This is a genomic window from Roseitalea sp. (assembly GCF_984466335.1).
This window is the reverse complement of record NZ_CFIFWG010000004.1, coordinates 30982-43259: the sequence shown is the minus strand read 5'-3', so window position 1 is coordinate 43259 and position 12278 is coordinate 30982. Positions and strand designations below refer to the sequence as shown.

At 67.0% G+C, this 12278-nt stretch carries 10 protein-coding genes; 7 read left to right on the top strand and 3 right to left on the bottom strand.

The window, feature by feature from the left end:
• The 3 genes from AC5E6L_RS01045 to groL all read left to right on the top strand — a co-directional run.
• A partial coding sequence (locus AC5E6L_RS01045; RefSeq protein ID WP_491770659.1) for a hypothetical protein occupies positions 1-1149 on the top strand: 1149 nt, incomplete at its 5' end.
• A gap of 188 nt (positions 1150-1337) precedes the next feature.
• Positions 1338-1634: a co-chaperone GroES gene (gene groES / locus AC5E6L_RS01040; protein ID WP_491770657.1), complete on the top strand. Its 297-nt coding sequence runs from the start codon at positions 1338-1340 to the stop codon at positions 1632-1634.
• A gap of 63 nt (positions 1635-1697) precedes the next feature.
• Positions 1698-3341 carry a chaperonin GroEL gene (gene groL / locus AC5E6L_RS01035; protein WP_491770655.1) on the top strand — a complete coding sequence of 548 codons (1644 nt, stop codon included), beginning with the start codon at positions 1698-1700 and terminating at the stop codon, positions 3339-3341.
• Positions 3342-3474: 133 nt separating this feature from the next.
• On the opposite strand, the gene AC5E6L_RS01030 is transcribed toward groL, so the two are convergent.
• The 3 genes from AC5E6L_RS01030 to AC5E6L_RS01020 are packed head-to-tail and all read right to left on the bottom strand — an operon-like array spanning position 3475 to position 6452.
• The gene (locus AC5E6L_RS01030; protein ID WP_491770653.1) at positions 3475-4185 is read right to left on the bottom strand and encodes a DUF2161 domain-containing phosphodiesterase; all 711 of its coding nucleotides are present in this window, start codon (positions 4183-4185) and stop codon (positions 3475-3477) included.
• A 27-nt stretch (positions 4186-4212) separates the two neighbouring features.
• Positions 4213-5262: an L-threonine 3-dehydrogenase gene (gene tdh / locus AC5E6L_RS01025; protein ID WP_491770651.1), complete on the bottom strand. Its 1050-nt coding sequence runs from the start codon at positions 5260-5262 to the stop codon at positions 4213-4215.
• A complete protein-coding gene (locus tag AC5E6L_RS01020; RefSeq protein ID WP_491770649.1) occupies positions 5259-6452 on the bottom strand; it encodes a glycine C-acetyltransferase in 1194 nt (397 codons plus the stop codon). Before AC5E6L_RS01020 ends, tdh begins: the two co-directional genes overlap by 4 nt.
• A gap of 223 nt (positions 6453-6675) precedes the next feature.
• Here AC5E6L_RS01020 and AC5E6L_RS01015 point away from each other — a divergent pair, with 223 nt between their 5' ends.
• The 4 genes from AC5E6L_RS01015 to ileS all read left to right on the top strand — a co-directional run bounded on the left by AC5E6L_RS01015 (position 6676) and on the right by ileS (position 12275).
• Entirely contained in the window at positions 6676-7656 is a 981-nt protein-coding gene (locus AC5E6L_RS01015) for a bifunctional riboflavin kinase/FAD synthetase (protein WP_491230280.1), read from the top strand.
• Position 7657: 1 nt separating this feature from the next.
• Positions 7658-8374, top strand: coding sequence for an SDR family NAD(P)-dependent oxidoreductase (locus AC5E6L_RS01010; RefSeq protein WP_491770646.1), 717 nt, complete (start codon positions 7658-7660; stop codon positions 8372-8374).
• Positions 8371-9129: an SDR family NAD(P)-dependent oxidoreductase gene (locus AC5E6L_RS01005; RefSeq protein ID WP_491770644.1), complete on the top strand. Its 759-nt coding sequence runs from the start codon at positions 8371-8373 to the stop codon at positions 9127-9129. Before AC5E6L_RS01010 ends, AC5E6L_RS01005 begins: the two co-directional genes overlap by 4 nt.
• 206 nt (positions 9130-9335) lie before the next feature.
• Positions 9336-12275, top strand: a complete 2940-nt coding sequence (gene ileS / locus AC5E6L_RS01000) for an isoleucine--tRNA ligase (protein ID WP_491770642.1) — start codon at positions 9336-9338, stop codon at positions 12273-12275.
• Positions 12276-12278: the final 3 nt, after the last annotated feature.

Genomic DNA, 12278 nt, shown 5'->3' with positions numbered 1-12278 from the left:
GGCGGCGCGGCGGGCGACATGTATTTCCCCATGCCGCGACGTGCCTCGCACTGGGACAGCGCGACCGATGACGAGCACGTCTTCTACACGCCCAACCGGCTGACCGACGTGCTCCCGCTTGAGGCCGACGGCAACGGCGTCGACCTGACCGCACTGAGAAATCTGGGCAATATAGGGATCGTGACCCGGCGCGACGTCTACGACAATTTCACCAATGTCACCTGGAAAGGTTGTTTCGAGCACCGGGCCGGCGACTATCGGTTCAGCTTCAATGCGCCCAACACGCATGACGGCGACTCATTGTACGTGCCGCACATGGCGCCCGACGAGTACGACACCAATGCCGGCCATGACGGCTGGATGTCGAGATACCGCAATGACTATGTCTACGATCTGGGCGGTGACAGCGACTTCACTGGCGGCAACGCCCATGACGAGGATCATTTCGTCTATTCGCGCCGCCATCCCGATTTCAGCCTTGAGGACATCGTGCGCGCCCGCACCTTCAACACGGCCAAATACGCCGTCAAGCGGAGCACCAAGAAGCGTACCCATCCGTGGGGCTATGCGGTCGGGCCGAACGGCAAGTGCAATGTCGCCAAGGTGCGGGGCCTGACCGACAACGCCACCCATATCGACGCCGCCATCGCGTCCATGAACGCCAATGGCGGCACCGATCTTTCGATCGGTCTGTCCTGGGCGATGAACACGCTGACGCCCTGGGAGCCGCTGACCGGGGCTGCCGGTTTCGGCGAGGCGGAGAAGATCCTCGTCTTCATGACCGATGGCGACAATTCGGCCACGCTGCCCGACGAATACGCCATGTCCATGTCCAGCTTCGGCTACTGGAAGGACGATCCGATGCGGGCGGGCTGGAGCGCCAGACCGGGCGCGGCGCTGGCCAACCAGGTCCTCGACGACTCCTCCAAGCGGTTCTGCAGCGCGATCAAGGCGCGCGGCGTGAAGATCTACTTCGTCTATTTCGGCACGCCGAGCCGCAACGCCACGGCCGTGATGAACCATTGCGCCACAACGGACGCAACCGCCATAGCGGCCTCAAACGATGTCGAGCTGAAAGCCGCCTTCCAGAAGATCGGCGACGATATCGGCAAGCTTCGCCTGACGCATTATACGCCGCCCGAGGGCTGATCCCGAAACGGACCCATGACGATGACGGGCGCCGCGCGGCGCCCGTTTCGGGCCCGGCGCTCTTGACTCGGAATCCCGCTGTCATTATGTCCGCCATGCTAGCACTCGACCTCAATGAGTGCCAGCGCGCGTGGAGCGCTCCGGCCGTAAGGCCGAAACCCAAGTTCATGCAATCAAGGGTAACGAAAATGGCAGAGATGAACTTTCGTCCGCTGCACGACCGCGTGGTCGTTCGCCGCGTCGAATCGGAGGAGAAGACCGCTGGCGGCATCATCATCCCCGACACCGCCAAGGAAAAACCGCAGGAAGGCGAAGTCGTCGCCGTGGGTCCGGGCGGTCGCGACGATGACGGCGGACTGATCCCGATGGACGTCAAGGCCGGCGACCGTGTCCTGTTCGGCAAATGGTCCGGCACCGAGGTCAAGCTGAACGGCGAAGACCTGCTGATCATGAAGGAAAGCGACATTATGGGCGTGCTCAGCTGAGCCGAGCCGGTCCCTTCCTCAACGCAATCTGGAATTGGGCGCAATGCCCGGGAGTAAGCAACAATGTCCGCTAAGGAAGTCAAATTCGGCCGCACGGCCCGCGAGCGCATGCTCGATGGCGTCAACGTCCTCGCCGATGCCGTCAAGGTCACCCTCGGCCCGAAGGGCCGCAACGTCGTGCTCGACAAGTCGTTCGGCGCGCCGCGCATCACCAAGGACGGCGTGACCGTGGCCAAGGAAGTCGAGCTTGAGGACAAGTTCGAGAACATGGGCGCGCAGATGGTGCGCGAGGTCGCCTCCAAGACCAACGACATCGCCGGCGACGGCACCACCACCGCGACCGTTCTGGCCCAGTCGATCGTCCAGGAAGGCCACAAGTCGGTCGCCGCCGGCATGAACCCGATGGATCTCAAGCGCGGCATCGATCTGGCCGTCGGCGAAGTCGTCGAGAAGCTGCTCGCCAGCGCCACCCAGATCGCCACGTCCGATGAGGTGGCCCAGGTCGGCACGATCTCGGCCAATGGCGAAAAGGAAATCGGCACGATGATCTCCGACGCCATGCAGAAGGTCGGCAATGAAGGCGTGATCACCGTCGAGGAAGCCAAGACCGCCGAGACCGAACTGGAAGTCGTCGAAGGCATGCAGTTCGACCGCGGCTACCTGTCGCCCTATTTCGTCACCAATCCTGAAAAGATGGTCGCCGATCTCGAAGATCCCTACATCCTGATCCACGAGAAGAAGCTGTCGAACCTTCAGGCCATGCTGCCGATCCTGGAATCGGTCGTGCAGTCCTCGCGTCCGCTGCTGATCATCGCCGAAGACGTCGAAGGCGAGGCTCTGGCGACGCTCGTCGTCAACAAGCTGCGCGGCGGCTTGAAGATCGCCGCGGTCAAGGCGCCCGGCTTCGGCGACCGCCGCAAGGCCATGCTGGAAGACATCGCCATCCTGACCGGCGGCCAGGTGATCTCCGAGGATCTCGGCATCAAGCTCGAAAACGTGTCGCTCGACATGCTCGGCACCGCCAAGAAGGTCAACATCTCGAAAGAAGAGACGACGATCGTCGACGGCGCCGGCCAGAAGTCCGACATCGAAGGCCGCGTCGCCCAGATCAAGCAGCAGATCGAGGAAACCACCTCGGACTATGACCGTGAAAAGCTGCAGGAGCGTCTGGCCAAGCTCGCCGGCGGCGTTGCCGTCATTCGCGTGGGCGGCTCGACCGAGGTCGAGGTGAAGGAGCGCAAGGACCGCGTCGACGATGCGCTGAACGCGACCCGCGCGGCGGTCGAGGAAGGCATCGTTCCGGGCGGCGGCACCGCGCTGCTGCGCGCGTCCAAGCAGATCGCGGCCAAGGGCGAGAACGCCGATCAGGAAGCGGGCATCAACATCGTTCGTCGTGCCCTGCAGTCCCCGGCGCGCCAGATCGCCGCGAACGCGGGCGAGGAGGCTTCGATCGTCGCCGGCAAGATCCTGGAGGCGGACAGCGACGCCTACGGCTTCAATGCCCAGACGCATGAGTATGGCGACATGGTTGCCATGGGCATCGTCGACCCGGTCAAGGTCGTGCGCACCGCGCTTGAAGACGCGGGCTCGGTGGCCGGCCTCCTGATCACCACCGAGGCCATGATCGCCGACGCGCCCAAGAAGGACGCACCGGCAATGCCCGCGGGCGGCGGCATGCCCGACATGGGCGGCATGGGCATGATGTAATCATCCCATAAAGCCGCCCATCATTTTGGATGTTCGGGCCCGTCAAGCGGGCCCGAATGGCGGCATGGGCATGATGCAAGTCGACTGGCTTGCCATTGTTCGATTGAAAGGCGGGGAGCGATCCCCGCCTTTTTCATGCGGCGCCGGCCGCTCGATCCGCCTGGAGTTGCGCGATCGCCTCGGCATGGTCGGCCAGCGCGGTTTCGCCTTTCGGCGTCAGCGCGTAAACCCCGGCGCCGACCCGCTCGAACCAGCCATAATGGTCGGCATACATGATCGCGCGGGCCCGCCTCACGCCGGTTTGCGCGGCCACATTGGCCGCCTTGGTCGGCCCGCCGGCGCCGAGGCAGGCCGCGCAGCGCAGCGCGTCCTGCCGATAGGCGGTCATGACGGCGCGCCGCGTCATGCCGCCCCGGTTCGGATCGCCGACACGCCGGGCGAACTCCCTCAGGAGCCGCGCCTTCTTCGCTCCGGACGGCCGCGGCCGATAGGGCGCGGGGTCCTCGTGCACTTCCGCCAGCCCGTCGGCGAGCCGTACCGTGATCAGGCCCAGCCCCAATCGCCGGCAGAGCTTGCGGTTCCGCCCGAGCGCCTTGAGGAACGCCCGGCCGCCGCCGCGCGGCACGGCGACATAGACATGATCGGTGACCGCCTGGCGGTCGATCGCCTGGTGGAACAGCGCCAGCGCGAAACCGGTCTTCAGTTCGACGATCACCGGGTCCTCGCCGTCACGCATCGCCACCATATCGGCGGCGCCCACCTCGCCCTTGACCGCGTAGCCCTGGCCCTCAAGCAGATGCTTGATCGGTGCGTAAAGCTCGGTTTCGCTGATTCGCGCCGCCATGGCGTCCTGATAGCACGGCCGGGCCGATCACCCCCAGTCGAGCACCACCTTGCCGCTCCTGCCCGAGCGCATGACGGCGAACCCCTGTTCATAATCGTCGGCCGAAAATCGATGCGTTATGACGTCCGAGACGTTGAGCCCGTTCTCCAGCATGGCGATCATCTTGTACCAGGTCTCGAAGATCTCGCGGCCATAGACACCCTTGATGGTGATCGCCTTGAAGACGATGCGCGACCAGTCGACCGGCGTCTTGCCGGGCGGAATGCCGAGCATGGCGATGCGCCCGCCCATGACCAGCGTTTCGACCATCTGGTCGAGCGCGGCCTGCGAGCCGCTCATCTCCAGGCCGACATCGAAGCCCTCCTTCATGCCGAGCGCGTCGATCACCGCCCCCAGATCGTTTTCGGCGACGTTGACGGGCACGATGTCGGCGACGCGTCCGGCCAGCGCCAGCCGGTCGGCGTTGATGTCGGTGATCACCACATGCCGCGCGCCGATGTGCCGGGCCACCGCCCCGGCCATGATGCCGATCGGCCCCGCGCCGGTGATCAGCACGTCCTCGCCGACCAGGTCGAACGACAGCGCGGTGTGCACCGCGTTTCCCAGCGGGTCGAGGATCGCGCCGATCTCGTCGGGGACCGCGTCGGGCAGCGGCACGACGTTGAACGCGGGCAGGCGCAGATAGTCGGCGAACGCGCCCTGCTCGTTGACGCCGATGCCCCGCGTTTGGGGATCGAGATGGAAGCGCCCGGCCCGGCTTTGCCGGCTGTGCTTGCCGACAAGATGGCCCTCGCCGGAGACGCGCTGGCCGATGGCGAGGTCATCGACGTTCTTTCCGGTCTCGACGATCTCGCCGGCGAATTCATGGCCGGTGACGAGCGGCACGGGCACGGTCTTTTCGGCCCACGCGTCCCAGTTCCAGATATGGATGTCGGTGCCGCAGATGCCGGTCTTGTGCACGCGGATCAGAACGTCGTCCGGCCCGATCTCGGGCACGGGCAGGCGCTGGCTTTCAAGGCCCGGCCCTGCATGGGCCTTGACCAGCGCCCGCATCGTGTTCGCCCGTTGTTCGGTCATCCCAGCACTCCGGTCGTTTTGCCGGCGCGCTCGAAGGCGCCGAGCGCGGCGTCCAGATCGTCGCGGCTCAAGGCGGCGTTCATCTGCGTGCGGATGCGCGCCCGCCCCTTCGGCACGACTGGGAAGAAGAAGCCGGAAACATAGACGCCCTCGTCGAACAGCGCGGCCGCCATCGCCTGCGCCAATCGCGCCTCGCCCAGCATGACCGGCACGATCGGGTGTTCGCCGGGCAGAAGGGCGAACCCCAGCGCTTCGAGCCCGGCCCGCCAATGGTCGGTGTTGGCGAACAGGGTCGCGCGCAGACCGTCGGCCTTTTCGACGAGATCGATGGCCGTGATGCCGGCGGCGACCACCGCCGGGGGCAGCGAGTTGGAGAAGAGATAGGGCCGGGCGCGCTGGCGCAGAAGATCGATGACCGCCCGAGGGCCGGCGATATAGCCGCCGATCGCCCCGCCCAGCGCCTTGCCGAGCGTGCCGGTCAGGATGTCGATCTCGTCGGCGAGGCCGAAATGGGCGTGCGTGCCCCGCCCCCCGGGGCCCATGAAGCCGGTTGCGTGGCAATCGTCCACCATCACCAGCGCCTCGTGGCGTTCGGCGAGCGCGGCGATCTCCGGCAGTTTCGCCAGATAGCCGTCCATGGAGAAGACACCGTCGGTGGCGATCATCACGAAGCGCGCGCCGTCGGCCCGCGCCGCCTTCAACTGCGCCTCCAGATCGTCCATGTCCGAATTGGCGTAGCGGTAGCGCCTGGCCTTGCACAGGCGGATGCCGTCGATGATCGAGGCGTGGTTCAGCGCGTCCGAGACGATCGCGTCCTCCGGCCCGAGCAAGGGCTCGAACAGCCCGCCATTGGCGTCGAAACAGGCGGCGAACAGGATGGCGTCGTCCTTGCCCAGAAAAGCCGCCAGGCGCCGTTCGAGCGCCCGGTGCAGATCCTGCGTGCCGCAGATGAAGCGCACGCTCGCCATGCCGTAGCCGTGTGCGTCCATCGCGTCCTTGGCGGCTTGGATCAGGGCCGGATGGTCGGCCAGCCCCAGATAGTTGTTGGCGCACAGATTGACGACCGTCCTGTCGCCCACCGCGATGCGGCCGGACTGCGGCGAGGTGATCTCGCGCTCGCGCTTGAGCAGGCCGTCGGCCTCCATGGCCGCAAGGCTCCGTTCGACATGGGTGATGAACGCGTTCGTCATGACCGGCCTCCTGGCGTCATGGTGGCGCATCGGGTTCCGGCGATCAATCGTTCAGGCGAAGCGCGGTGTCGCAGGCGCGGCCGAACGGGCGCCGCAGCCGCCGCCGGCAGGCTTGAAACACCGGGCAAAGTGTGCACTTTCCCGGCTCCGGTTCAGGTCTTGCACACATGTTCTCGCCTTTCTTCATCAATCGCGCGCGTGCCCGCGCCATCGAAACGGCCCGATGATCGCCCGGCTGTCGTCATTGGCGCGCCTGCCCGCCGCGATGCGGGGAGGCTCCGTCGCCATCGGCAATTTCGATGGCGTGCATCGGGGTCATCAGGCGGTGCTGGACGCCGCGCGCGCGCAGGCAAGTCGCGACGGCGCGCCGCCGATCGCCTTGACCTTCGAGCCGCACCCGCGTGCCGTCTTCATGCCGGGCGCCGCGCCGGCCCGGATCACGCCGGCGCCGATGCGGGCGCAGATTCTGGACGCGCTCGGTTTCGACGCCGTCGTCGAAATGCCCTTCACGCTCGACTTCGCCAGGCTCACCGCCGACCGCTTCATCGACGAGGTGCTGGTGGGCGGCCTGGGCGCGCGCCATGTGGTGACCGGGTTCGACTTTCATTTCGGCGCCAGGCGCCAGGGCGGCCCGGCCTTCCTGATGCAGGCGGGCAAGAGCCGTGGTTTCGACGTCGTCCTCGTCGACGCCGAACGCGACACCGATATCCAGATCATCTCGTCGAGCCGCATCCGCGACGACCTGGCCGCTGGCCGCCTCGATGAGGCGAACCGGCTGCTGGGATACCGCTACCGCGTTCATGCGCCGATCGGGCGGGGCGAACAGTTGGGACGCACGCTCGGCTATCCCACCGCCAACATGGCGTTGCCCAAGGACACGCCGCTCGCCCACGGCATCTATGCCGTGCGCTTCATCCGGCAGGGCGGCGCGATCCATGACGGCGTTGCCAGCTATGGCCGCCGGCCGACCGTCATCGAAGACGGCGCGCCGCTGCTGGAGACGTTCCTGTTTGACTTTTGCGGCGACCTTTACGGCGAGACCTGCACGGTCTGCCTTGCCGCCTTCCAGCGCGGCGAGCGGAAGTTCGACGGTCTCGACACGCTCGCGGCGCAGATGAAGCGCGACGAGGCGGCGGCGCGCGCCATCCTGGCCGACATCGCGCCGCTGTCGCCGCTCGACGCCAAGCTGACCTTCGGAGCCTGACATGGCCGGCGCGCCCCGCAGGATCGTCATCACCGGCGGCACGAGCGGCATCGGCCTCGCACTGGTCCGGCGGCTCGCGCCGCGCCACGCCGTGCTGGTGGCCGGCCGGCGCACTGATGGCGATGCGTTGCCGGTGCTGCCGGACGGCGCGCGCTACGTCCGCGCGCCGTTGACGGACCCCGAGGGCGCAACGCGCGCCATCGCCGAGGCGGTGCTCAAGGCGGGCTGGACAAAACTCGACAATCTGATCTTGAACGCGGGCACCGGCTTTGCCGTCGAAGATGGCATCGAGACCGTCGGTCAGGTGCGCGACACGCTTGACGTCAATCTGGCATCGTCGGTCCTTCTCGCCCGCGCCCTCTTTCCGTGGCTGGAAAAGGCGAACGGCACGCTGACGCTGGTGGGGTCCGTCGCCCATCGCGGCCAGGGTCTGTTCCCCGCCTATGCGGCGTCCAAGGCCGGCCTTGACGGTTTCGCCCGCGCGCTGCGCGCCGAATGGGCGGGCCGCGTCGCCGTGCAGGTGGTCCATCCCGGTCCGGCGCGCACCGAGATGCACGCCAAGGCCGGGCACGACCCCGGTCCGCTGCGCGCCGTCTTCGTGCCGGCCGGCGCCATGGCCGCCATGCTGGAAGGGGCGATCGCCGGCCGCCGCTCGCCGGTCACGATCTCCTTCGGCCGCTACTGGGCCGGCGGCGCCCTGTGGAGCGCACGGCTGTGAGCGCACGCGGAAAGGCCCTTGTCACAGGGGCGAGCGCCGGCCTCGGCCGGGCGATGGCCCAACGGCTCGCCGCCGCCGGCTACGCCGTTACCGGCCTCGACCGCGACGATCCCGGCGCCGATGCCGGCCATGCCCACTGGCCTTGCGACCTTGCGGACCGGCGGGCCATCGATGCGCTCGCCGAACCCCTGGCCGAAGCCGGCCCGTTCGACTGGGTCGTCTTCAATGCCGGCATATCGGCGACCGGTGCGTTCGAGGCGATTCCCGCCGAGGCCCATGCCCGGCTGCTCGCGGTCAACGCCGAGGCGCCGATGGTGCTGTGCGCGCGCCTTGCCGCGGCGGGCGCGCTGGGACGGGGCGGCCGGCTGGTCTTCGTTTCGTCGCTCAGCCATTTCACCGGCTATCCGGGCGCTGCGAGCTACGGCGCCTCGAAGGACGCGATCGCCGTCTATGCCGGCTCGATCCGCAAGCCGTTCGCGCGGACCCTTGGCGTGTCGGTGTCGGTCGCCTGCCCCGGCCCCTTGCGGACCGACCATGCCGCCCGCCACGCGCCCGCCGGCGCCGATGCCTCAAGGCGCATGACGCCGGACGAGGCGGCGCGGCGCATTCTGGCCGCGGCCGGCAGGGGCGGGGCGACGATCACGCCGGGCACGGCCGCGACGGTCTTCGCGCTGGCCGGCCGGATCGCGCCGGGGCCGGTGACCGCCCTCATGAAGCGCCTCATCCATGACAGGCTGGACGGGCCGGTCTTCTGATTTGCGTCTTTCCATCGCGGAGCGGCGCTGCTAGAAGCGCGGCCATGCCGGCCCATCTGCCCAACACGATCCGAATTACAGGCCCGGCCCGCCGCTGACGACGCATTGCGGGGCCGGGACGCTTGCTTGCGGGGCCGCCCGCCCTCATCCGAACCGCATCGATGCCGCGCCATGCGCGCCGCACCCGTTCAAGACGGCAGACACCGATGACCGATAAAAGCACGACAGGCGCCAACGACAATGTCGAGGCGCTCGACTATTCCAGGACGCTCTATCTGCCGCAGACCCAGTTTCCGATGCGCGCGGGGCTGCCCAGGAAGGAGCCCGAACTCGTCGCCCGCTGGCAGGAGATGGAGCTTTACAAGAAGCTGCGCGAGGATGCCGCCGGCCGGCCGAAATTCGTCCTCCACGACGGCCCGCCCTACGCCAACGGCAACATCCATATCGGCCACGCGCTCAACAAGATCCTGAAGGACGTGATCACCCGCTCGTTCCAGATGCGCGGCTATGATTCCAACTATGTGCCGGGCTGGGACTGCCACGGCCTGCCGATCGAATGGAAGATCGAGGAGCAGTACCGCGCCAAGGGTCGCGACAAGGACGAGGTGCCGGTCAACGAGTTCCGCAAGGAATGCCGCGATTTCGCCGCCCACTGGATCAAGGTTCAAACGGAAGAGTTCAAGCGGCTCGGCATCGAGGGCGATTTCGACCGGCCCTATACGACGATGGACTTCCATGCCGAGGCGCGCATCGCCGGCGAGCTCTTGAAATTCGCCATGTCCGGCCAGCTCTACAGAGGCTCCAAGCCCGTCATGTGGTCGGTGGTCGAGCGCACCGCGCTGGCCGAGGCCGAGGTGGAATATCAGGACTATGAGAGCGATACGGTCTGGGTGAAGTTTCCGGTCGTCGGGGGGACCGGCGATCTGGCCGGAGCGTTCATCGTCATCTGGACCACCACACCCTGGACGATTCCCGGCAACCGCGCGATCAGTTTTTCCTCGCGGATCGCCTACGGCCTCTACGAAGTCACCGCCGCCGAGAACGATTTCGGCCCGCGACCGGGGGAGAAGCTGATCCTGGCCGATGCCCTGGCCGAGGAGAGTTTCGCCAAGGCCAGGCTCGAATATCGCCGCCTGCGCGATGTCGCAGCCAACGAGTTGGCCGGCATCACCTGCGCCCACCCGCTCAGTGGGTTTGCCGGCGGCTACGCCTTTTCCGTCCCGCTCATGGACGGCGACCATGTCACCGACGATGCCGGCACGGGCTTCGTGCACACAGCACCCGGCCATGGCCGCGAGGACTTCGACGCCTGGATGGACAACGCCGGCGGTCTGGCCAAGCGCGGCATCGATACGGCGATCCCCTTCACGGTCGACGATGCCGGCTGTTTCACCAAGGACGCGCCGGGCTTCGGCCCGGACCGCGCGGGCGGTGCGGCCCGCGTCAGCGACGACAAGGGCAAGAAGGGCGATGCCAACAAGGCGGTGATCGAAGCCTTGATCGCCAGGGACATGCTTTTTGCGCGCGGCCGGCTCAAGCACACCTATCCGCATTCCTGGCGGTCCAAGAAGCCGGTCATCTTCCGCAACACGCCGCAATGGTTCGTCCACATGGACAAGGGTCTCGGCGATGGCACCACGCTGCGTAGCCGCGCCCTCGCCGCCATCGACGAAACACGCTTCGTGCCCGCCTCGGGCCAGACGCGCCTGCGCGGCATGATCGCCGACCGGCCCGACTGGGTGCTCTCCCGGCAAAGGGCCTGGGGCGTGCCGATCTGCGTCTTCGCCGACGAGAACGGAGAGGTGCTCAAGGACGAGGCCGTCAACGCCCGCATTCTCGACGCCTTTGCGGCCGAAGGGGCCGACGCCTGGTTCGCCGACGATGCCAAAGAGCGGTTCCTCAGCAATGAGCATGATCCAGACCAGTGGCATCAGGTGACCGACATTCTCGATGTCTGGTTCGATTCCGGCTCCACCCACAGCTTCACGCTGGAGGATCGCTCGGATCTCAAATGGCCCGCCGACGTCTATCTCGAAGGCACCGACCAGCATCGCGGCTGGTTCCATTCCTCGCTGCTCGAAGGCTGCGGCACGCGCGGCCGCGCGCCCTACGACACGGTCATCACCCATGGCTTCACCATGGACGAGCAAGGCCGGAAGATGTCCAAGTCGCTCGGCAATGTCGTCGTGCCGCAGGATGTCATGGCCAAGTCCGGCGCCGACATCTTGCGCCTCTGGGTCATGACGACCGACTATTGGGAGGACCAGCGGCTCGGCCAGACGATCCTTCAGACCAACATCGATGCCTATCGCAAGATGCGCAACACGCTGCGCTGGATGCTGGGCACGCTCGCCCATGACGAGGGCGAGAGTGTCGAGTACGCGGACATGCCCCAGATCGAGCGGCTGATGCTGCATCGCCTTTGGGAACTCGACCGGCTGGTCGACCGTGGCTACGACACCTTCGACTTCAAGCGGATCACCCGCGCGCTGATCGACTTCATGGTGCTGGAGCTTTCGGCCTTCTATTTCGACGTGCGCAAGGACGCGCTCTATTGCGACGCGCCATCGTCGATGCGGCGCAAGGCGGCCCTCCAGGTGGTCCACCATCTGTTCAACCGCCTTGCGACCTGGCTCGCGCCGATGCTGCCCTTCACCATGGAGGAGGCCTGGATGAGCCGCTATCCGGATACCGCCTCGGTGCATCTGGAACAGTTCCGCAAGTGCCCCGACCAGTGGCGCGACGATGCGCTGGCCGCCAAATGGGCCAAGGTGCGCAAGGTGCGGCGCGTGGTGACCGGCGCGCTGGAGATCGAGCGCAAGGAAAAGCGCATCGGCGCTTCGCTTGAGGCCGCGCCCATCGTCCACGTCACCGATCCGGAACTGGCCTCGGCGATCGAAGGTGTCGACATGGCCGAGGTCTCGATCACCTCGAACATCGCGATCAAGGCCGACGCCGCGCCCGAAGGCGCGTTCGTTCTCGAAGAGATCGCGGGCGTGGCGGTGGTTCCGGCATTGGCGGACGGCCGCAAATGCGCCCGTTCCTGGCGCGTGACGACCGATGTCGGCTCCGATCCGGACTTTCCCGACGTGTCGGCCCGCGACGCCGCCGCGCTGCGCGAACTCAAGGTACTGGGACGCATCTGAACG